Origin of the sequence: Streptococcus parasanguinis (genome assembly GCF_019929185.1) — a bacterium.
Classification (GTDB): Bacteria; Bacillota; Bacilli; order Lactobacillales; family Streptococcaceae; genus Streptococcus; species Streptococcus parasanguinis_O.
This window is the reverse complement of record NZ_JAHZPC010000002.1, coordinates 1-23,319: the sequence shown is the minus strand read 5'-3', so window position 1 is coordinate 23,319 and position 23,319 is coordinate 1. Positions and strand designations below refer to the sequence as shown.

The following is a 23,319-nucleotide window of genomic DNA, read 5'->3' as shown; positions in this document are numbered from 1 at the left end:
CATACATGAAATATAGTAAACTAGGCTGGGAAGAAGTTAGTAAGTTTGAGGAAATAAAAGGTTATGGACAACATATTTGGCGACATCATGAGAAATATTTTTTTGTTACAGATGAAGGAGGAATAGCTGAACAGAGGGTAGTCTATGAATTACCATTAGAACTATTTCAATCACCCTACCAAGTTTTTCTGAGTTACTTGAAAAGTCTAACTTAATTTGACAATTTAGGCAATAAAGAAATCCTAGACAAGCTTTTGAGCTATTCAGAAGACTTGAAATACCACTATAATCTCTATCAGCTCTTGCTTTTTCACCTTCAGAATAAGGAACCAGAGAAATTTTTTGGACTCATTGAAGACAATATAAAGAAGGTTCATTCTCTTTTTCAGACTGTCTTTAAAACATTTCTAAAGGACAAAGGGAAAATCATCAATGCCCTTCAGTTATCCTATTCCAACGCTAAATTGGAAGCGACTAATAATCTCATCAAACTTATCAAACGCAATGCCTTTGGTTTTCGGAACTTTGAAAACTTCAAGAAGCGAATTTTCATCGCTCTGAATATCAAAAAAGAAAGGACGAAATTTGTCCTTTCTCGAGCTTAGCTTTTCTTCAACCCACTAAAGTTGACAAAGAGCCGTAGATTTTAGGTATTTACCTTGTCTACTTAAGAGGTATCATATCATCGAGATAAAGGTGATTTGTTTGTTCCTAAGAATCAGGTTTTAGGTTTGACTTGTGGCAACTTCTGGAAAAAGCTTGTCTAGAATTTTTGGAGTGATAGCTTGTCCAGGACCTTCAGCACAATAGGTGTGAATATACATAGCGGGATTGAAGTTGAGCTCGATACAAGTGAAATGAGGTTTTTCCTTGCTAGCAGGCTGAGTTTTATCTGGAATGATGAGGTCAACCCCGCAAGCCCAGGCCCCCATGCTAGTTGCCATAGCTGCTGCCAATTCTTGGTAAGAGGAATCTATTGTCTCAGTGACATCAATAGAGTCACCACCCGTAGAAATGTTGGAGTTACGGCGGAGATTGACCTTTTTCCCTTCTGGGAGAATATCATCAGGTGCATAACCTTGCTGAGTCAACATCAATTGTTCGATGTCTCCTAGCTTAATGATTTCCAGAGGTGAGCGGTGGTCACGGCCTCGCAATGGATTGGCATTTTTCTGAGCGACTAATTCGCGAATGGTGTGTTTGCCATCACCGACAACATTAGCAGCGACACGAAGGAGGACAGACTCACAACGCCCGTCCAGAATGAAGAAACGGTATTCGGTTCCTGGGATAAATTCTTCAACAAGAACAGCTGTATCTTCTGCAAAGGCAATCTCGAGAGCTTTCTTATAGTTATCAAGGCTGGCAGGCTCTTGGAAAATGGAAATGCCCAGACCGAAGTTGGTTGATTTTGGTTTAACCACAATTTGCTTGCCCTTGATAAGAGGATAGTAGGCTAGACCTTGTTCTAGACTGGTAAATTCGTCGCCGGCAGGGACAGGGAAGCCAGCATCAGCCAGGATTTTTTTGGTCACGGTTTTATTAGCCATGGCAAGAGGAACTACATAGTTGTCTTTTGAGGTCATGTTACCATTTTTGACGTACTCGACATGATCTTTATGCCAGAGTTTAAGGAATTGATCCTGCTCATCTAGGATTTCAAAATGAAGCCCTTTTTGAATGGCATCAAAGAGCAGCATCTGGGTAGAAAGTTCCATCTCCTCATAACCCTTAAGGGCATAGTGGGCAGTCCAGTCGTAATCATGATAGGCAAGCGCCTTGTCAAGGGCAAAGTCAGAAAGGGACTTGTCTTTGATATGAGGAAGAAGTTGAGCAGCTAGTGTCTGACTGGAATCTGCAAAGGCATCTTTAACTTGTTTGACCAGCCCTTGATGATAGTCACCAAGCCCAAAATGTTGCACCAGTTGGTCTAGAGCTGTCGTAATGTTCTGAGTTTCAGCTTCAGAAGGTAGAGGTTCTAAAGGATGAGAGAGGGCAATTTTTTCATTCAGCGCGTGACCTTGAGCCAGAGCCTGATCAACATTTTCAGGGGCATCCAGCCAGAGGAAGGCTAGAAGGAGTAGGTGTACGGTATCCATGGTAGTTTGGCTAATACCGATACGCTCAAAGGGGTTGAGGTCGAAGTTACGGAATTCTAGGTAGGTGATTCCCTTGTCAAGGAAGGAGCGATTAACCTTTTGTCCACGGAAACGAACAGCCGAGTAAAATTCCTTTTCCGCAATCAAATCACCTTGTTCGATATAGTTTTCGATGGCAGAGACATAGTCTTCTAGGCTTGCAAAAGATACTTGTATTTCTTCCTTATTGACATAACCATGGTCGCTGTTTCGGAAGGAACGCACGAGTTCTGGCACTTCTTGGTCGAAGAAGCCTTGCTCAGCAACAGGTGCAGCACCAAAGAGATAGGTAATCACCCAACGATAGCGCAAATAGTTCTGAGCCAGCTTAAGATAGAGGGCGTTTTTGAAAGCAATTATATCAATCTGGTCACTTTCTTGGAATAGGGCTTCAACCAAATCTTTCCCTAGTTCCATATTATAGTGGATACCTGAGATAGCTTGTAGTTTAGTTCCGTATTTTTCGGCCAGGTAGTTACGATAATAGCGTTCAAATTCATTTTCCAGTTGGGCAACTTGGATTTCTTGGGCGTTGATACGAGGAGGCATGGACAAGGGCCAGAGAAGTTCATCTTTACTGATGGAACGTCCAGCTACATCGGTAATGGCTCCAAGAAATCGAAGAGCCTCAGTGGTAGATTTAGCAACTGGTGTGATGAGTTCCATCTGAAACTCACAAAAATCTGTTTGAATATAAGGGTGGAAACTTCGAGCTCCTAGCCATGAAGGGTGAGGCGTATGTGCTAATTTTCCCTGTCTATCGACACGAAGACTTTCGCGTTCAATTCCAAAGTTAGCTTGAAGGATAGGGCTAGTAGGCTCCAGCTTTTGAAGCAGTTGATTTATAGTCATAGAGTCACCTTTTCATCTAATGTTAGTGATAGTCTATTATAAATAGGAGAAGAAAACAAATTTCCGCTACGGTTAAGGGGAATTTCCAAATGTTTCAGATACGAATTCTTAAAACCAGTTGTTTTTTAGCTCTATTATATGCAAAAATTGTAAAATACCCACTGATTTTTATGTAAAATGTTATTTCTCTTGGAATTTAAATCAAATTAGCCTATACTAATGACGTATATATGAGAACGAAAGAATCCCTAGGGTCTGCACTGCACTCATAAAATGAGACACAAGAAAACACTCCTGTTGAATTCTGGTAAACTAGAAACAGGGGTGTTTTGTTATGGTCAAAAAGCATATTCAGTAGTAACTAATCTAGCCTGTATCGAAATGAAGAAGGCAGGCAAATCAAATAAAGTTATCATGGATACCCTCAGCATCAAAAATGCTAGTCAGGTCAAGAACTGGTTGCGATGGTATCAGAATGATGAATTGTACCGTTTCCAACAACCCGTGGGGAAACAATATACTTATGGTAAAGGGATGAAACAGTTATCTGAAGTGGAACAGTTACGTTTGCAGGTAGAATTACTAAAAAAGTATCAGAGTTGATAAAAGAATCGACAAAGTAAGTCTTATCAAGCTAGTGGAAGAGTATAAGAAAATGTGCTCTGTATCGATTATTTTAGAATGTTTCGGTGTCAAATGCTCAACTTTTTATCGCTGGAAACAGGAGTGTAAGAATTCTCAGAAAAGAGGCGAAATAGCAGATAATGCCTGTATCGAATGGTTTCACTCTATTCTCAAGTCTGAAACCTTCTATCTCCATAAGTGGAGAAACATAACTGAAGATAGTCTAACAGATATTGTCAAAAATTACATCATATTTTATCCTGATAATTATGTATCACCATTGAAATAGCCTGCGTGGAACTTGTTTAGACACCGTTAGTTGTGGACAAGTTTCTTTTTTTATTTTAGGTGCACTAGATGAATCTCTCCCAAAATGTGTTGAAAATATAAATAGAACTCTGGCTTTCTCCTAATGCAAGTACGGGAAGAGTTGAAAAACTCCAACCTGTAACCTCTCCTCTAGCTATTCCACCTATTTCATGCTAGAATAAAGAAAAACACATTTGGAGGCATTATGAATCAGACAGTGACTTATTTGCAGGAATTGACAGCCATTCCTTCCCCGACCGGTTTTACACGGGAGATCGCAGACTATTTGGTCAAAACCATTGAAGGCTTTGGGTATGAGGTAACTCGGACTGCTAAGGGAGGCGTGAATGTGACCGTTCCTGGTGTGATCACAGACAAGCAACGCTACGTCACAGCCCATGTGGATACCTTGGGGGCTATTGTTCGCGCGGTGAAAGCAGATGGCCGCCTCAAGCTAGACCGTATCGGCGGTTTCCCTTGGAATATGATTGAAGGGGAAAATTGTACGGTCCATGTAGCCAATACCGGAAAGACCCATTCGGGGACAATTTTGGTCCATCAGACTTCTTGCCATGTCTACAAGGATGCGGGAACTGTCGAGCGGACCCAGGACAATATGGAAGTCCGTCTGGATGAAAAAGTGACCAATGAAAAAGAAAGCCGTGCTCTTGGCATTGAAGTGGGTGATTTTGTCAGCTTTGATCCCCGGACCATTGTGACAGATACTGGCTTTATTAAATCTCGTCACTTAGATGACAAGGTGAGTGCAGCGATTCTCTTGAATCTTCTGCGCGTGTACAAGGAAGAACAGATCCAATTGCCAGTAACGACCACCTTTGCCTTTTCAGTCTTTGAAGAAGTGGGGCATGGGGCTAATTCAAGTATTCCAGCTGAAGTGGTCGAATACTTGGCAGTGGACATGGGAGCTATGGGAGATGACCAAGCGACGGATGAATACACGGTATCCATCTGTGTCAAAGACGCTTCTGGACCGTATCACTACGAATTCCGTCAGCATTTAGTAGCCTTGGCAAAAGCTCAAGAAATCCCTTATCAATTGGATATCTATCCTTTCTATGGATCAGATGCCTCTGCAGCCATGAGCGCAGGAGCAGAAGTCAAACATGCCCTCCTCGGAGCAGGGATCGAATCTAGCCACTCATATGAGCGGACTCACTTGGATTCTGTAGTCGCAACAGAGCGCATGGTCGATGCCTACCTCAAGAGCGACTTGGTAGATTAAAAATGGAACTACTCCACGGAGTAGTTTTTTCATAAACTAAAATTTTCTGAAAATTCCTTTTCTTCTGAAAACCTTTGTGGTATAATCTTAAAATAAACTTAAAATTTCTTGAGGAGATTTACATGAAAAAAAGAAATGTCATTGCACTTGCGGGAGTTGCTCTCCTTTCAGCAGGTATCCTAGCAGCTTGTTCGGGTGGTTCTAAATCATCTAGCTCAAGCAACGGTCAAAAATTCTCATATGTCTATGAGACTGAGCCAGAAAACCTAAACTATATCACATCTGGTAAAGCAGCAACCCACGATATCACTGGAAACTTGATTGATGGTTTGTTTGAAAATGATAAATACGGGAACTTGATTCCATCTCTTGCAAAAGACTGGACAGTTTCCCAAGATGGCTTGACTTATACTTATAAACTTCGTGACGATGCTAAATGGTATGATTCAGAAGGCGAAGAGTATGCGGATGTAACAGCTAAAGATTTCGTCACAGGGATCAAATATGCGGCTGATAACAAATCAGAAATGCTCTACATCATCCAAGATTCTATCAAAGGCTTGAATGACTACGTCAGTGGTAAAAATAAAGATTTCTCAGCTGTAGGAGTAAAAGCAGTTGATGATCATACCCTTCAAATCACTTTGAACCAACCAGAATCTTACTGGAACTCTAAATTGACTCTTGGGATCACTTTCCCTGTCAACGAAAAATTCGTGAAATCAAAAGGGGATAAATTCGCTCAAGCAAGTGACACCAGCTCCCTTCTTTACAATGGTCCTTACATCTTGAAGAGCTTTACTTCAAAATCTTCTATCGAAATGACCAAGAATGAAAACTACTGGGATAAAGACAAGGTCTACATCTCAGATGTGAAATTGGAATTCTACGATGGACAAGACCAAAGTAAATTGGCCAAATCATTCGGTGAAAATGCTCTTAGCTTGGCAAAACTCTTCCCAACTGGATCTGGTTACTCAGAGCAAGCCAAAGAATTCAAAGACGAAATCACCTACACTCCTCAAGACGCCGCTTCTTATGTTATTGGTACCAACATCGACCGTCAATCTTACAAACACACTGCTAAGAAGACCGATGAAGAAAAACAATCTACTAAGAAAGCTCTCTTGAACAAGGACTTCCGTCAAGCGATCAGCTTTGCCTTCAACCGTGAAGCGTATGCTGCTCAATTGAACGGAAAAGACGGAGCAAGCAAGATCATCCGTAACCTCTACATTCCACCAACATTTGTCCAAGCTAATGGTAAGACCTTTGGTGAAATGGTGAAAACTCAATTGGATACCTACGGAGATGAGTGGAAATCTACTAAACTAGACGATGGTCAAAATGGTCTCTTCGATGCTAAGAAAGCGAAGGAAGAGTTTGCAAAAGCGAAGACTGCCTTGGAAGCAGAAGGTGTGAAATTCCCAATTCACATCGATATGCCTGTAGACCAAACCACACCATCAAGAGTTCAACGGGTACAATCCTTCAAACAATCAGTTGAAGAAGCACTTGGTAAAGAAAATATCGTCATCGATATCCAAATGCTTTCAAAAGAAGACCTTCAAAATGTGACCCTCTTTGCGCCAAATGCGGCTGGCGAAGACTGGGATCTCTCTGATAATGTTGGATGGAGCCCTGACTACCAAGACCCATCAACTTACATGGATATCTTGAAAGCTTCATCTGGTGAAAATACTAAGACTTTCCTTGGATTTGACCCAAGTGGAAACAATGAAGCAGCTAAAAAAGTTGGTCTGTACGACTTTGAAAAGATGATCAAGGATGCTGGTGCAGAAACACAAGACGTCAACAAACGCTATGAAAAATATGCGGCTGCGCAAGCTTGGTTGACTGATAGCGCCCTTGTTATGCCAACTTCTTCATCAACAGGACGTCCATTCTTGACACGTATCGAACCATTCTCAGCTCCATTTGCATGGACTGGTGGTAAAGGAAAAGACCACGTGATCTACAAAGGAATGAAACTCCAAGACAAAGCTGTGACAAGTGCTGATTACAACAAAGCCCTTGAAAAATGGCAAAAAGAACAAGCAGAGTCAAATAAAAAAGCACAAGAAGATCTTAAGAAGCACGTTAAATAAGGATCGATAACCGAGGCTGATGCCTCGGTTTTTTTGTGGATCAGATGAATATCTGTTTGATATTAAAACGCTTACATAGTATAATGGGAGTGTTGATTACAAAAAGTTAGGAGACTGACATGAAAAAGAAAACAATGGTTTCCATTGTCGCATCGAGCTTACTGATCGCGCCAATGGTTTTGCATCAAGTAGCAGCAGCAGATGAGCAGACAGAAGAGTTAGCTCCATCGACAGAAGTGGTCCATGCTCCATCTACTGAAGCAACACCGATAGTTAGTGACGCAAGCACTGCCGCTAGTGAAGAAGGGACAAACTCAAGTGAGGCATCGCTGGATCGGACGGCAGTTGCAAATCAAGTAGCCCCTGCTACAGAAGAACACACAAGACAAAGTGAGCCTACGGTCCCAGTAGCAAGTCCAGCAACAACCAACAGGGAAGCTGCACCTCAATCTGCTCCCAGTTCAGAAGCTCCGGCAACAAGTAATGATTTAGCAAAGGTTACAGGTAGCACCCTTGCAGCTGATCAGGCCCCTAAAGAGTTGACGGTCCAAGATGCTGTTAATGGCTTGCTTCAATGGGCAGCAACAGATCCTAGCCAATTGGGCCAAAGCCAAGCAGATCGCGAACGCTTTGCCAAGAGTTTAGGCTTGATTGAAAAATCAGAAGATTTGACTCGTAAGGTTAGTCAGCCAGAATTGGCCAAGATGTATGAAACAGCTAAGAAACTCTACGATGCCTACCGGGCTGAAAAGAAAAGCCCGCTCTTTTTAAATGGTCGTGCCCAGCCGATTTTCCCTTATACGACGGGAGAAAAAGCAGACCAAGACTACAAATATGAAGACAGCCAAATTGTACGCTTCCCTGTCTATGTCGAAACGGACTACGACACCGACGCAGATGGCAAGCCTGACTTAGTCAAAGCCATTGTTCAACTACCAAAAGCAGTAGCTCAAGGTGATTTTAAGGCAGCCACTATTCTGGAAGCGCGCCCTTACGTAGCGGGGACGCTTGATGAAAACTACGTGACCCTCGAAAGTTTGGGGCTTCCAACGGACGGTAGCTATGACATGAAGAAACTGCACAGCCAACCTGCAAAGAGACAGCCAGTAAGCAGTGAAACAACAGTAGAAGCAGCCAAAAAAGCCAAGGCATCGGATTGGTATTACTACAGTCCCTACGAGTATATCTATGACTACGAAGATCTGAACTGGTACGACTATTTCTTGGTCAGAGGCTATGCCTTTATCTCGAGTGCGGGACTTGGTACCAAGGGATCAGAAGGATTTAACACCACAGGTTCTGATCTCGAAATCAATGCCTTCAAGAATATCATCGAGTGGGTCAATGGCAAACGCAAGGCCTACACCGATAAGACTAGCAATGTTGAAATCAAGGCAGACTGGGCAACAGGCAATGTCGCTATGACCGGTCTCTCCTGGGCTGGAACCACGACCTTTGGTGTGGCAGCGACAGGCGTAGAAGGCCTAAAGACCATCGTTCCAGCAGCAGGGATTGCCTCTTGGTATGATTATTTCAATAGCCAAGGAACCCAGTTTGGCAATGCGCCTTATAGTGATCTTTCATGGCTATCCCTCTACGTTAGCACGCGGATGCTGGACCAAGACGACTGGGCAGGGATTTGGCAAAACTATTCCAACTACATCAACCAATTGAACAAGGACCAGTACGCCCATGATCGTAACTACAGTGATGTCTGGAAGGAGCGGGATTATACCCTTCATCCGGAAAATCTCAAGACCAGCGCCCTGATCGTCCATGGCTTGAATGATGACAATGTCAAGACCAAACACTTTGAACTCATGTACGATGCCCTCAAGAAAGCAGGCCAAGATGTCAAGCTCTATCTCCACCAAGGAGATCACGTCTATCCAGCGGCTATGTCACGGGGATACGGCATCACCGCCAATGGTCAGGACTTTTATGACCTGCTCAATACCTGGCTGACCCATTACCTCTACGGAGTGGACAATCACGTCGAAAGCTTGCCAGCGGTCCTAGCTCAAAACAACTATGATCCAAGCAAGTGGACCAGCTATGATAACTGGAAGAGCAGTCAACGTCTCTTCTTGAATGCAAGCTCGAAACGTCTAGAAGAAACCATTTCTAGTGATTATGCGGCTGCAGGTGTTGAGATCGCTAACCGTAATGAAACTGTCAGCAAAGCCTCCTCTAAGGCCAATCTGACCTTCGTTTCTGATGTTACTGAGGACACTACGATCAAGGGCCACATCCCTGTTCATTTCAAGGCAGCTCTTGCCAAGGGTCAAGGAAAGAATTTCCAAATCAACGCCCTCTTGGTAGATGTGGCAGATGAGGACTTTGACGTGGTAGGAAATGGTAGCGTCAAGCAAGATAAAACGGCAGACGCTTTCTGGATGGGAAGCAATTTAAGCAACCTATCTGTTGCCGAATACGAAACCATCAAGACCAAGTACAAGGTGATTGCGAAAGGCTGGATCAACCTTGCGAACCCTGAGTCTGGCTACGATTCAGCAAGCTCACGAGCTAGCATCGAGCCAAAAGTGGGAGAATACCACGATTACACGGTCTATCTCCAACCAAATCTCTATACGGTTAAGAAAGGTCACAAGTTAGCACTTGTTTTCAACACCTATGACCCATCTGATTTAACGGTGGAGCATCCATATGAAGTGACCTTTAAGACAGATTCTATCCAGGCGGCGATTCCAATTGTTGAAAAGACCCGCGCCCAAAAGGCAGCTTATGTACCAAGTGCAACAGATACAGACTATGCGAATTTACCAGAAGTTGAAGGTGCTGCTCTAGTCGCTCCAGAAGTGCACTACAAGGAAGAATATAGGCTTCCAAGCCCAGAATCCTTTGTCCAACCAAGCCAAACTCTTCCTGAAAAAGCAGAGCAGATGCAAATAGGATCAGCAAGACAAGAGCACTCTCTTCATACACTAGCTGTATCTTATGGACCTCAATTTGTTTCACAAGGATTGGCAGAAGATCCTCAAGCTGCAACTCTTGTAGTGGGAGGAGAGAAAGCAGATCATACGCTTCCTCAAACAGGGAGCAAAGACCATTCTCTGGGTCTCTTAGGGGTGATTAGCCTAACAGCTTCTAGCCTCATCTTTTGGCGCAAAAAGAGAGAAGATGCCTAAGGACTCCCCGTAGCAAATATTTCTAAAATGGCATCTTTTAGTGTAAAATAAAAGTAGAAATGCAGAATCAGTAGTCACTACTGAAAAAGGAGGAAATATGGCACACATAATCACAGATGCAACTTTTGAACAAGAAACCAGCCAAGGCCTTGTCTTGATTGACTTTTGGGCAACTTGGTGCGGTCCATGCCGCATGCAAGCTCCAATCTTGGATCAGTTGGCAGAAGAAGTACATGAAGATGATTTGAAAATCTGTAAGATGGATGTCGATGAAAATCCAAATACAGCGCGTCAATTCGGTATCATGTCGATTCCAACTCTTCTCTTTAAAAAAGATGGACAAGTTGTCAAACAAGTGGCTGGAGTTCATACGAAAGCCCAATTGAAAGAAATCATTGCAGAATTGAGCTAAAAAGAAGACTCGTTTTCCAAACCGGAAAACGAGTTTTTTTGATGCTCTTTATTTCTTTCAAATAGACGCGATACCCATTGACAGCGCTTTCTTATAGTGCTAAAATGAAGCTGTATTTCCTATAAAATTTTTACAGGAAAAAATTCTCCTAGGAAGGTGTAGATCCTAGGAGAAAATTACATATAAAGGTTATTGCCCCTCTGTATCTTGGGCTACCCAGACACTGACGGAACGTTCTGCCACTGGGAATTCAGCAGTACCGTCTTCTTGGACTTGGACGGTTTCGCTACAATTTTCTAGTACATCATAGTAGGTGAGGCCTGCGTAGGATGAGCCGATCTCCATGACTTTTGTAGCAGCTTGGTTATTGGAAATCAAGCAGGCGATTGGTGCTGATTCTTCTGAACCTGAACGTGTCCAACCGATGCAATTAGGATCATCGAAGTAGTCCGTTTCTTCCCCATAGGCCAGATCTTTACGAACCCATAAGAGTCGATCGAGGACCCCTTGGAAACTTTCTTGCGCAAATTGGCCCTCGATACCGTAGTAGTCTCCATAGAAGACACAAGGCAAACCAGCTTCACGAAGTAAGATCAAGGCATAGGCTGCAGGCTTAAACCATTCTTGGATGGTAGATTCCAAGGCTTGCCCTCGTTGGGTATCATGGTTGTCCACAAAGGTTACGGCCTGTTCAGGATGATTGAGTGCTAGTGTTCCGTCAAAAATAGTTCGAAGGTCGAAATTTTCACCTTCTTGACTAGCTCGGAAGAGATTTTGGTGGAGGGCCACATCGATCAAGTCGTATAAGTAGTCAATGCTTTCCAAGTACTCATCGTTGGTTTCTGTGTCCCCATTCCAAAATTCACCAAAGACGTAGAAATCTTCACCATATTTTTTGGTGATATTGTGGATGAAATTCTTCATAAAGAAGGAGTCAATGTGTTTGACTGCATCCAGACGGAATCCCTCAACCCCTGTTGTTTCGATAAACCATTCAGCCCATTGGTCGAGATTTTCTACAACCTCGGGATGTTTGAAATCGATATCGGCGTACATGAGGTAATCGTAGTTTCCGTTTTCCTTGTCAACCAGATCTCCATGGGCCCAACCTTTGTTGTCCCCTTGGATTTGGTAGATCCCACTTTTATTACGTGAAGCATCGTAGTCCGTACCGGTGAAATGGTACCAATGCCAGTGGAAGTCATTATAGGCGCCATTTCGGCCATCAAAGGTGAATTTGGTCCATCCTTGAATGGTGAAAGGTTCGGTAAGGATCTTGTTTCGATCCATCGGATCGACCTCAACGACCTCGAATTCTTCTAAACCATCTGCAGCAGCTTTGTGGTTAAGAACGACATCGGCCATTGGTTGAATCCCTGCATCTTTGAGGGCTTGAATGGCTTGAAGATAATCGTCTTTGAAACCGTATTTGGTACGAACCGTTCCTTTTTGATCGAACTCGCCCAAATCAAAGAGGTCATAGACTCCGTACCCAACGTCATTGTTAGATGTAGCTTTAAAGGCAGGTGGCATCCAGACTTTACGAATACCCAAGTCTGCTAAGTGTTGCGCATCTTCAGCAAGACGCGTCCAGTGGTTCCCATCAGCGGGCAAATACCACTCAAAATATTGCATTAAGGTTTGATTTTCCATTTTTATTTCTTCTTTCATGTGAATGTTCCTATTTTACCAAAAATAGTTGGATGCGACAAACTTTTGCGCTGGAAGCAAGCCCTTTCTAGAAAAGAAATCGCATACATGAAAGAAATGAAGTGAGAATATAACATAATAGAGTCAGGCTCCGCTAGGACTGACTTTGAAAATGGTGAAAGGAGACCATTTTATGAAAAAAACAACTCTTGTTTCTCTACTCGTTGCAGGTTTACTGATTAGTCCTGCTGTACTCGCCCAGCATGTGCAAGCAGACCAAGTAAGCAGCACAACTACTGAGGAGACGGTTACTCCTTCTACGGTAAGTCCTGAAGTTACTGAAACAGTGACCTCAACACAAGGAGACACTAAAGAAACCGTACATCCTGAAAAAGTGGAAGAGGTTTCAGAAACTAACAGACCAACCACTTCGCCAACCGCTCCGACAACTACTCCGACGACTGAGCTACATGAAGAACCTGCGTCAAGTCCAGCGGTAGTGAGCGCCCCAACTGTTGAGTCCACTCTAGCCAATCAGCCAAGCCCTGCGCCTGCGACGCCTACCGTTGGCAGTCAAGAGGTGAGCACAGCTCCAAAAGTAACCCAAGGAGACTTGGCTGAAATTACTGGTGCAACTGTAACCGATCAGGATCGTGAAAAAGAAGTCACTGTGACGGAGGCAGTCAATCAACTATTGAACTGGGCTTCTACCAAGGAAAATCAAGTCGGATCTACTGATAAAGACCGATTAGCTTTTGCCAAGAGCCTAGGGATGGTCAAGGAAGGAGTGGAGGGCTCTGCTCCAGTCACTAATCTCACTTCGATGGTTGATGTAGCCAAACAGCTCCGTGCCGCTTACCGAGCTGACAAGAAGACACCTCTCTTTTTGAATGGCAAAGCACAACCTATTTTCCCATTTACGCCAGGGGACGATCCGGAGCATTACTCCTATGACAAGAGTGACATCGTCCGCTATATTGTCTATGTGGAAACTGATTATGATACGGATGGAGATGGCAAGCCTGACTTGGTCAAGACCTTCGTGCAGGTGCCAAAAGCTGCTGTCAATGGGGACTATAAAGCTGCGACCATTTTTGAAGCTAGTCCTTATGTAACAGGAACAACAGAAGAGCGTACCTTAGAGGCAATTGGCCTCAAAGAAGGTGGAAAATTCGATATGGCCAAGCTCTATGAAAAACCTGCCAAACGCCAAGCAACCAAGTCTGTTACGACAGAAGAAGTAGCCAAAGCAACTGATCCAAAGGATTGGTACTACGTCAATCCACGTGAAAGCTCTGAAGATTATACGCATTATGATTACGAAAATCTCAACTGGTACAATTATTTCTTAGTTCGTGGTTATGCAGTGGTGACCAGTAGTGGTTTGGGCTCAAAAGGATCAGACGGGATCAATACGACCGGCTCTGATCTTGAAGTGGCCGCATACAAGAATATCGTGGAGTGGCTCAACGGCAAACGCAAAGCCTACTCTGATAAGACTAGCAACCAGGAAGTTAAGGCAGACTGGTCCAACGGCAATGTCGCTATGACAGGCTTGTCTTGGGCAGGTACGACGACATTTGGTGTAGCGTCCACTGGGGTTGAAGGGCTCAAGACCATTGTGCCAGCCGCAGGGATTGCTAGTTGGTATGACCATTTCAACAGCCAAGGCTCTCCCCTTGATACAGGAGCTTCCAATGACCTTTCCTGGTTATCTGTCTATACCTCTGGTCGTATCCTTGACAAGGAAGATTGGGACAAGGTCAAGGATTACTATGCAGCCTATATCACCAAGCTCAATGAGCTCCAACACAAGGATGGTCATAATTACAACGAAGAATATGCTAAACGCGACTACACGCTCAATGCAGCCAATCTGAAAGCGGCCCCTCTCATTATCCAAGGGCTCAATGATGACAATGTCAAACCCAAACATTTTGAACTCATGTTAGAAGCCTATAAAAAGGCGGGGATCGATGCCAAGGTCTTGCTCCACCAGGGCAATCACATCTATCCATCTACTCGTTGGTCAGGGACAGAAGTCGCAGGCCAAGCCTTTAATGACCTGATGAATCTCTGGTATAGCCATTACCTCTACGGTATTGAAAATGGGATTGAAAACCTTCCACAAGTAACAGCTCAGGACAATCTAGATCCAAGTAAATGGCGTCGTTTTGATAAATGGGATACCAACAATGCCATCTCCGCTCGAATCTACTCTAAACGGGAGGATGTGACAGTAACTGGCGATTACTATGGTACAGGAAATAACTGGACTACACGTAACCAAGATGCAGCCTTCCATTCTTCCGAAGTGGCAGCTTCCTATGCAGCCACCGTCGACCAAGATGTCACCATCAAAGGCCATATTCCTGTGCATTTTAGCGCTGCTTTTGTCAAGGGAGACAAAAACCATGCTCATGTCAGTGCGACCCTGATGGATGTTTCAGACGAAGACTTTGATGTGGTCAAAGAAGAAATCACCTATGACAAAGACGGTTATAGCACGCGCACATTGGAAAAAGAAACCATCGATGAGACAGGCTACTGGAATGGTAGCAACCTTGAAACCTTGCCTCTCAAACGTTACAAGACCCACAAGGTTAAGAGTGTGGTGATTGCGCGTGGTTGGATGAATCTGGCCAATCCAGCATCTCGCTATGACTCAGCAAGTTCTAGTCATTCTATTGATCTGAAAGAAAACGAATATCATGATTACACCATGTATCTGCAACCAAATCTCTATACAGTGAAAAAAGGCCATCGACTGGTTTTGAGTTTGCACACCTATGATCCAGATTACATCTATTTTGCAGATCCTTATGAAGTGACCTTCAAGACAGATTCTATTTCTGCAACGATTCCAATCGTAGAAGACAGTCGATCTCTCTTGTTCCGTTATCAACCAAGTGAAAAAGATACAGACTATGCGTCATTGGCAGATCGGATCTTGCCAATTGCAACCATTCAACCAAAAGTAGATCCTGAACAAGACCCAAGTCCAGTAGATCAAGCGGAAAAACCAATTGTTCCAAGTAATCCAATGACGCCAACCAATCCAGCTATTTCTGAAATTCCTCAAAAACCAAGCCACGGTCGAGATCCGATGGACTTCCGTAAGGAACAAAAAGAAGAAACTGCACAAGAATTGGCTCAAAGAGCTGATAAAGATAAGATAGAAGTGACAAGCCAACCAAGCCTTCCAAAAACAGGTCAAGCAACAAGCTCTTGGACTCTCTTTGGCTTCCTAGGACTCATGCTCACCAGCCTTTTGTCACTTGGCAAAGCTCACAAAGATGAATAGTAGAAAAGAAGGATGGAGAGAAAGTGAAAACCACCAATAGAGAGAGCATCGAAACGATTTTTTCCGAAGCCTTGGCGATTCCAAGCTTCACCAATACTGAGACCGAGCAAGGAATCGAAGCCTACCTGGATCAACGGATTGGACAAATCCCCTATTTCAAGGAACACCCGGACCATTTTGGGCGCTATCAGGTGCCACAGGATCACTTGCATCGGTCGGTCAATTGGGCCCTGGTTGATAAGGGAAAGAAAAAAACAGTTATCCTTTTCCACCACCATGATACAGTTGATCTAGAAGACTATGGAAATTTGGCAGAGATCGCGCTCGATTCTGATAAAGTAGCAGAAGCTTTGAAAAGACTGGACAGTCGACCTGATATGCAGGAAGATTTAGCTTCTGGGGAATGGAAATTTGGCAGAGGGTCTTGCGATATGAAAGCAGCATTGGCCCTTCAATTGGGGGTTCTGGAAGCCTATGCGGCAGATCCCGTGGAAGGTCAGGTCAATCTGCTCTATCTCTCTGTTGGAGATGAGGAATCCTATTCACGTGGGATGCGTGGAGCTTTGGGCCTCCTCACAGATTTGCAGGAGAAGTTTGATCTGAATTATGTATTAGCAGTGGATTCAGAACCCTTTGAATCAGAGGTAGGAAAAGAAAAGGTCCTTCACATTGGCACAGTCGGCAAACTCATGCCGGTCGTTGTGGCACAAGGTGTCTTGTCCCATATGAAGGAGCCCCTTAAAGGGATCAATGCCTTGTCACTCTTAGTGGCCATCGCAAGCCAGCTAGATCTTCATCCCGATCTGGCAGATCAGGCGCTGGGAGAAACGTCTCCCCTTCCTTCTTGGTCCTATCTCAGAGATTTGAAGGACCAGTACGATGTATCGACCGTGCTCTATGCGGCTGGTTATTTCAGTGTTCTGCATTTGAAGAAAACACCCCAAGAGCTCCTACAGCGGATTTATGAGCTTAGTCAGGAGGCCTTGGATGCCTTTTACAAGAAGTATGAGCACTTGCAGGATCAGGCTGGCCAAGACCATATGATTGCAAGGCCAAGAGTCATCACCTATCAAGAACTAGAGGAACGATGCCAAGCCATAGAAGGTTACCAAGACTTTAGAGAAGCTTCTAATAAAAAAGCGGAGCAAGATTTTCGTAATGGGACCAGCTACCAGAGCCTTGCGATTCAGCAAATCCAGCGACTCCTTGAGTTTCTCGGAGATAAGGATCCTATGGTGGTTATTGGTTTTGCGCCCCCCTATTATCCTTCCATGAATTGCCGCTTTTTAGACAATACCGATTTCAATATTGTGTCCCTCATCACTGATTACCGTGAGTATCTGGACACAAGAGGTTACCTCTTAAAAGTGGAAGAATACTTTATGGGGATTAACGACACCAGTTATTGTACCTTGGAAAAGGATGTGGCTTCTTATCAAGTCGTCCTAGATAGCCTAGCCACACCAGCCCAGGTCTATGATCTGGATCTGGAAAAAATTGCTCAAATTCAGGTTCCAGCGGTCAATCTAGGCCCTTGGGGCAAAGAATTGCATAAGCGAGGAGAGCGGGTCTACAAAGAAGACTTTTTGGAGACCATTCCAAACTATTTACTAGAATTGCTCTACCATTTCGATGATCGCTTATCAACAGAATAAGAAAAAACGGTCCCAATGAGGATCAATTAGGGAGTTAACATGATTACATTTCACGGAGTTACCAAAGATTACGATGGGCATATTGCCCTCAACCACTTGGATCTGACCATCGAAGACGGGCAAATTGTCGGCTTGATTGGCCATAACGGAGCTGGAAAGTCAACGACGATTAAGAGCCTGGTCAGTGTCATCACCCCAACCACTGGATCAATTGAAGTGGATGGTCAGGACCTCTATAGCCATCGGCTGGCAATCAAAAAGAAGATCGGTTATGTGGCAGATTCGCCAGATCTTTTCTTGCGTCTCACAGCCAATGAGTTCTGGGAGTTGGTTGCGACCTCTTATGATATGAGTCAGAAAGACTGTGATCAACGCTTGGAAGAGCTTCTTAGGATCTTTGATTTTCAGAGCCACCGTTATGAAGTGATTGAATCCTTTTCACATGGGATGCGCCAGAAGGTCTTCGTCATTGCAGCCCTCTTGTCCGATCCAGATATCTGGGTCTTGGACGAACCGATGACCGGTTTGGATCCACAGGCTTCTTACGATTTAAAACAAATGATGCGCCAGCATGCGGATCGTGGCAAGACGGTTATTTTCTCTACCCACGTCTTAGAAGTGGCCGAACAACTCTGTGATAAAATCGCCATTCTTAAAAAAGGTAATCTCATTTTCTATGGGACGATCGAGGAATTAAAGGGCCAGCACCCCGAACAAAGTCTGGAAAGTATCTATCTCAGCCTAGCGGGTCGGAAGGAAGAAGGTGGCGATCATGCGTCTTAAGATCATCCAGCAGCTGGTCAATGTTAATATCATCTATGCCAGTCAGCCCGCTCAGATCGCAAAATTACGTGCCAAACAGGCCAAAAAACCGGACGTCAAACTCAATGTCGCCCGCAAATCGGTGCTCAACTACCTCTTTTTAGGATTGGTCTATTTCCTCATATTTGGCTTGCTCTTTAGCATCTATGATTTTGTCCATCAACCAGCCTTCTTTGTCAATATGGTGGCCCTCTTTTCCTTGATGACTATTTCCCAAGGCTTTATGAGTTTTTACAATGTCTTTTATGAAAGCAAGGACCTCCAGTTTTACCGGCCCTATGCCTTCTCAGATGCGGAAGTCATTGCTGGAAAGAGTATCTCGGTCATCCTGACCCTCCTCATGGCTATCCTTCCCTTGGTCAGCTATTTTCTGATCCTGCCTGTCCAAGCAGGCGGCTTCAATCCGTTAGGGACCCTGCTAGGCCTCTTTTGTGCCTTAATTCTCTTAGGCGTTCTCTTTTTAGCGACGATCTTACTAGCTCATTTGATCACCAAGACCTTGTTTTTCAAAAAACACACGACCCTGGTCTCTAACATCATGGTCGGAATTGGTTCTCTTCTGAGTCTAGGAGCTTATCTCTATCTGAATCTAGTCCAGACCCATCGGGTAGAAGTGACGGGTGGCGCTGATATTCCCATTCTATTTCCACCTTTTACAGCCTTTCATCAGTTTATCCTCCATCCTTTTGATGGTGGAGCGATCCTTGGCCTTCTGGGCTGGATAGCGGTGCTTTTGGTCTTGATCGGCCTGGTTCGCAAAATCGTGATCCCACAATTCTATGATGCAGCCCTTGCGGTTGCGACCAACCAAACCGTCAAAGAGCGCGTGAAAGCCATCCATGTGGGCCAGAAAGACTCCTTTAGACAGTTTGTCATTCAGTATCATCGCAGACTCTTGAGCGATGGAACCCTTATGGTGCAAGTCCTATTGATGATGAGTATTCTGCCATATATTTTCCTCCTCAGTGGAGCAGCAGGAGCATCAAAAAATATAGGAGGCCTCAGTCCTTACTTGACACCCCAGTATCTGGTACCACTGACCCTTGTTGCCATCTTGATCGGTGTTTTCAATAGTTTTGGAGGCTTGACCAGTATCGGTATTTCGCTAGAGCGCGAAAACTTTGAATACTTGAGATCCCTCCCTGTTGATTTCAAACGCTATCTCTTTATGAAGTTTTGGTTGCTCTATCTGGTGCAATCCATCCTTCCTGTCATTCTTCTAGTTGGCGTTTGTCTCTATTTTGGCGTCCATCCCTTGGCTATCCTTGCCATGTTACTGATCTGGGTTGTAACGACCATTCCGATCTGCATCCGAGACTATGTCAAAGATTTTCAGAACTTTAGCACCAATTGGACCAATATCACAGAGTTGATGACCCGTCATCGTGGGAATGCAGTTCTTCAGTCTATCCTCTTGATTGTCTTTCTCTTTGTGATGTTTCTCCTGATCATTGTCAGCTTCATTTGGACCTATCATTCCGTCAGCACCCTGCTGGCTGTGATCCTTTATAGTGTCATCCTGCTAATCGGAGCTGGGATCAGCTATACCATTTACCGCAAAAAAATCCGTACCCTCTACCAAGAGATCGGAGAATAAAAAAAGAGAGTGGGACAGAAATCGGTCATTCGTTAGAATTCAATTTCGTCGTCCCACCTCCGCACAGTTGAGTAGGGCTGTAAAGCTGATGAAATCAGTGTAGTAGAGCCCACTCAACCACTGCGTCTTGCTCGACAATCCAAAAACAAATGAGAGGCTAGGACTTTTGTCCTAGCCTCTTTTTAGTGGTAACTTAAATTTCATACCCCATGAGGAGGCCGCCTTCTTCGGCGTAGAAACTACAAAGTCCAGAAGTAGGAAGGACTTCGATCATTGCATGGGCAAATTTTTCACGAACCAATGCAGAGAATTGCTCAATAAATTTTTCATTGTTGCGGTGGGCGATGGTGATATGACCGCCAGCATAACCCGCCTTGATCAATTCATCAAAAGCAGCTTTGATCGCTTTCTTTTGGCCCCGTGCTTTTTGAAGCAGCTCAAGGGTACCCGTCTTACTAGCTTCCCCGACCATACGGATATTGAGGAGTCCGACAACAGTCCCGATCAATTTGCTGAGACGCCCATTTTTGACCAGATTATCAACCTTGGCCAAAACAAAGAGCAACTTCGTCTTAGACTGGTAGGTCGTGATCACATCGACTACTTGATCAAAATCGAGGCCTTCAGCGACCAACTGATTGAGCTTGCGAACGATCAGGTCCACCTCACCCCCAGCTGACAAGCTATTAATGACGTGGATATTGGTATTCGGATGCTCTTCTAGATAAATCTTCTTGGCCACCTCAGCACTATTGTAGCTACCTGAAAGGGTTCCAGTGATGGTCACAACGACGATATTTTCAGCTCCTTCAAAGGACTTCATATAATCATCGGGACTCGGACAGGCAGACTTAGAAGCAGTCGTAGTCGCATACATCTCTTCCATCATCTGATCGATATTGAGTTGGACATCATCTGTGTAGATAGTTTCTCCCACTTGGATGGTCAGTGGGACACTGACAAACTCCGTATCTGGTGCCAGGTTGTCCAAAGAGCGGTAGTCACAGCCTGAATCCGCAATAATTTTCCATTTCATCAGTTCATACCTCATAATTGTATAAAAATGTACATTGACAAGTAGTTTGTCTTCTTTTACAATTATATCATGAAGTACCATGCTATCCAAGCAGATAACATCAGGTGAGACAGATAGAAAGTAAATGTTATGGCAGAAAGAAAAATATCCGAGAAATCCTTGGAAAATCTCAAACGATTTAACCAAGAAAACAATGCGATTACACGAGAATCCATCGAAATCTCTCTCCTGCAACTATTGGAGAAAAAAGATCTGAAAAAGATCACCATCTCTGAGCTGGTTCAGCGTGCTGGGGTCTCTCGCGCGGCCTTTTACCGCAATTATGGATCAAAAGAAGAGATTCTTGAGTCTATCTTTCAATCTAGTATCGCAAAAATTACCAAGTCTTTAGATGGCTACAACCTCAAGACAGATCTCTACCAAGTCTGGGTCTATCTTTTTAAGGAAGTTAAGAAAGAAGCTAAGATTATCAGCCTGGCCATTGATTACAATTTTGAACGGCTCTTGACCAAGGCAGTCTATGACTTTTTAGAAAAACGAAATGGCAGCTCATCAAATGGCGCTGGCAGCTACCTCAATTCCTTCTGGAGCTCAGCCATTGTCTCTGTCATCTCCAAATGGATCAAGGATGGCATGAAGATTCCCGCTGAGAAAATCGCGACCCTAGGCCTTCCTCTCTTCCCACAAAAGAAGAAGTAAGAACCACCGATAGGTGGTTTTAAAGTAAACTGCCCCTCTCCATAACTAGCCCAAATGAATAGATAGAACTATACATAGATTATTCAAAGGACAAGAACGATGATGGAAGAACGAATTCTTGCTGCTAAGCAGTATGTGAAAACCTTATTTGCTGATCGAGCGGATGGCCATGATGTAGAGCATACCCTCCGCGTCTATACTAATGCTATGAGAATCGCACAAGCAGAAGGGCCATGTGATCTGGAGATAGTGGGCTTGTCAGCTCTTCTTCACGATGCTGATGATGATAAATTGTTTCAAACAGAGAATCATGCGAATGCTCGTAAGTTTCTAGAAGAGATCGGTACTCCTAAAAACCAAATCGAGCAGATTTGTCGGGTAATCAATGCTGTTTCTTTCAGCAAAAATCGCGGTAAACATCCAGAAACCTTAGAAGGCAAGATTGTCCAGGATGCAGACCGGCTCGATGCGATAGGAGCTGTAGGAATTGCGCGAACTTTTTCCTATGGTGGCCACAAAGGGAGACCCCTTACTGATACCGTCCAACATTTCCACGACAAGTTGCTCCTCTTAAAAGATGAAATGAACACGGAGACTGCCAAACAAATGGCAGAAAGTCGCCATCAATTTTTAATCACCTTTCTAAAAGAACTAGAGAAGGAATTGGACTGAGTGAAATATTGAAATTAACTTTTATAAAAGACTTATTTGAAAGAAAGATATGCTAAATCAACTAATAAAGAAACCTATTTTAAGTTGTTCAATTATATTTGTTATCTGCTCAGTAGCAAGGCTATTCGAATACTTGTATATGAGGACAGATGATACTTTTTTATCGGAGAATTTTCTACACAAACTTTTTGGAATACTTTTATTGTGGGGAATTCTTTCAATTAGCAAATTAAGATGGATAGATATTGGTTTTACACCTAATGGAATTATAAGAGGTATAGGAAATGGCCTGCTCTTTGGTTTAGTGTGCTCCATCTTTGCATATACAGTTGAGTGTATTGTTCTCTTGTTTCTTCATGGCAATGTTCACTTATCGTTTTATGCCAGTGGTTTTTCCTTAACAAACGAAAAAGGATCACAAGCAGGTATCTTGTTTATCATGTTAAGTATCTTATTTAACCTGATAAACGTGTGGATGGAAGAAGGAGTTTTTCGTGGCCTTTTCACCAAAATTCTTGAAGGGATTTCTTACCGTAAGAGTCTATTCTTTATAGCCTTCCTATTTGGAATATGGCACTTGGCAATGCCGTTCAGAGATTATCTTCAAGGAGAATCGTCACTCTTAAATCTTATTACCATGGGGATTGGCTATGTTATCCTAGCGGGAATGATGAGCATCAAATGGTCCTTACTTTACAAAATGACAGGTTCCTTGTGGCTAGGACTAGGAGATCATCTTTTCAACAATCTTGCTTCAAATCTGGTCCATGTTGTCTCAAATTCTGAATCAGATAGCTTGCAGATAGTAAGAATTATTCTTTGGCAGTTGTTGTCATTTGCAATTGTTTTGAGCATTTATAAAAGAAAGTCAAAGACTATAGCAAATCAATGTTGAAGCTCTTTTAAAAATTTTTGAATCCTATTACAGTTTATGAATCAACGATAAAAAATTTTTTATAAGTAACTCTAACAAAAGAGGCTGGGACAAAAGTCCTAGCCTCTCAATTATTTTTGGATTGTCGAGCAAGACGCAGTGGTTGAGTGGGCTC

The 23,319-nt window shown here is 43.6% G+C and carries 15 protein-coding genes and 2 pseudogenes; 14 read left to right on the top strand and 3 right to left on the bottom strand.

Features of this window, described 5'->3' with window-relative positions:
* The first annotated feature begins 5 nt into the window (after positions 1-5).
* Positions 6-215: a hypothetical protein gene (locus K1I56_RS01575; protein ID WP_031573799.1), complete on the top strand. Its 210-nt coding sequence runs from the start codon at positions 6-8 to the stop codon at positions 213-215.
* Positions 216-221: 6 nt separating this feature from the next.
* Positions 222-605: pseudogene (locus K1I56_RS01570) on the top strand (transposase); the annotation flags it as partial.
* A 120-nt stretch (positions 606-725) separates the two neighbouring features.
* Here the strand turns inward: K1I56_RS01570 and gshAB are convergent.
* A complete protein-coding gene (gshAB, locus tag K1I56_RS01565; protein ID WP_223324808.1) occupies positions 726-2,990 on the bottom strand; it encodes a bifunctional glutamate--cysteine ligase GshA/glutathione synthetase GshB in 2,265 nt (754 codons plus the stop codon).
* A 381-nt stretch (positions 2,991-3,371) separates the two neighbouring features.
* On the opposite strand from gshAB, the pseudogene K1I56_RS01560 reads away from it, so the two are divergent.
* The 5 genes and pseudogenes from K1I56_RS01560 to trxA all read left to right on the top strand — a co-directional run.
* Positions 3,372-3,570 (top strand): annotated as a pseudogene (locus tag K1I56_RS01560) (IS3-like element ISBt2 family transposase); the annotation flags it as partial.
* 558 nt (positions 3,571-4,128) lie between these two features.
* A complete protein-coding gene (locus K1I56_RS01555) occupies positions 4,129-5,166 on the top strand; it encodes a M42 family metallopeptidase (protein ID WP_223324801.1) in 1,038 nt (345 codons plus the stop codon).
* 122 nt (positions 5,167-5,288) lie between these two features.
* Positions 5,289-7,274: a peptide ABC transporter substrate-binding protein gene (locus K1I56_RS01550; RefSeq protein ID WP_223324798.1), complete on the top strand. Its 1,986-nt coding sequence runs from the start codon at positions 5,289-5,291 to the stop codon at positions 7,272-7,274.
* Between the two features lie 119 nt (positions 7,275-7,393).
* Entirely contained in the window at positions 7,394-10,423 is a 3,030-nt protein-coding gene (locus K1I56_RS01545; protein WP_223324797.1) for a CocE/NonD family hydrolase, read from the top strand.
* A 97-nt stretch (positions 10,424-10,520) separates the two neighbouring features.
* Positions 10,521-10,835: a thioredoxin gene (trxA, locus tag K1I56_RS01540; protein ID WP_049483759.1), complete on the top strand. Its 315-nt coding sequence runs from the start codon at positions 10,521-10,523 to the stop codon at positions 10,833-10,835.
* Positions 10,836-11,024: 189 nt separating this feature from the next.
* On the opposite strand, the gene K1I56_RS01535 is transcribed toward trxA, so the two are convergent.
* Positions 11,025-12,506, bottom strand: a complete 1,482-nt coding sequence (locus K1I56_RS01535; protein ID WP_223141787.1) for an alpha-amylase — start codon at positions 12,504-12,506, stop codon at positions 11,025-11,027.
* A gap of 172 nt (positions 12,507-12,678) precedes the next feature.
* On the opposite strand from K1I56_RS01535, the gene K1I56_RS01530 reads away from it, so the two are divergent.
* Genes K1I56_RS01530 through K1I56_RS01515 form a run of 4 tightly spaced genes read left to right on the top strand, consistent with a single transcriptional unit; the run spans position 12,679 to position 19,863 of the window.
* Positions 12,679-15,789 (top strand): CocE/NonD family hydrolase, encoded by a 3,111-nt coding sequence (locus K1I56_RS01530; RefSeq protein ID WP_155124813.1) that lies wholly within the window; start codon positions 12,679-12,681, stop codon positions 15,787-15,789.
* 23 nt (positions 15,790-15,812) lie between these two features.
* On the top strand, positions 15,813-17,444 hold the full coding sequence (locus K1I56_RS01525; RefSeq protein WP_223324796.1) for a M20/M25/M40 family metallo-hydrolase: 1,632 nt from the start codon (positions 15,813-15,815) through the stop codon (positions 17,442-17,444).
* Positions 17,445-17,483: 39 nt separating this feature from the next.
* Positions 17,484-18,227: an ABC transporter ATP-binding protein gene (locus tag K1I56_RS01520; RefSeq protein WP_003010968.1), complete on the top strand. Its 744-nt coding sequence runs from the start codon at positions 17,484-17,486 to the stop codon at positions 18,225-18,227.
* A complete protein-coding gene (locus K1I56_RS01515) occupies positions 18,217-19,863 on the top strand; it encodes a hypothetical protein (protein ID WP_223324795.1) in 1,647 nt (548 codons plus the stop codon). Before K1I56_RS01520 ends, K1I56_RS01515 begins: the two co-directional genes overlap by 11 nt.
* Positions 19,864-20,056: 193 nt before the next feature.
* On the opposite strand, the gene K1I56_RS01510 is transcribed toward K1I56_RS01515, so the two are convergent.
* Positions 20,057-20,899: a DegV family protein gene (locus K1I56_RS01510; protein WP_023918400.1), complete on the bottom strand. Its 843-nt coding sequence runs from the start codon at positions 20,897-20,899 to the stop codon at positions 20,057-20,059.
* Between the two features lie 129 nt (positions 20,900-21,028).
* Between K1I56_RS01510 and K1I56_RS01505 the strand changes: the two genes are divergently transcribed.
* The 3 genes from K1I56_RS01505 (at position 21,029) to K1I56_RS01495 (ending at position 23,165) form a co-directional block, all read left to right on the top strand.
* Positions 21,029-21,598 (top strand): TetR/AcrR family transcriptional regulator, encoded by a 570-nt coding sequence (locus K1I56_RS01505; protein ID WP_037599347.1) that lies wholly within the window; start codon positions 21,029-21,031, stop codon positions 21,596-21,598.
* A 99-nt stretch (positions 21,599-21,697) separates the two neighbouring features.
* Positions 21,698-22,270 (top strand): HD domain-containing protein, encoded by a 573-nt coding sequence (locus tag K1I56_RS01500; RefSeq protein ID WP_023918398.1) that lies wholly within the window; start codon positions 21,698-21,700, stop codon positions 22,268-22,270.
* Positions 22,271-22,319: 49 nt separating this feature from the next.
* Positions 22,320-23,165 (top strand): CPBP family intramembrane glutamic endopeptidase, encoded by an 846-nt coding sequence (locus K1I56_RS01495; protein WP_049492035.1) that lies wholly within the window; start codon positions 22,320-22,322, stop codon positions 23,163-23,165.
* Positions 23,166-23,319: the final 154 nt, after the last annotated feature.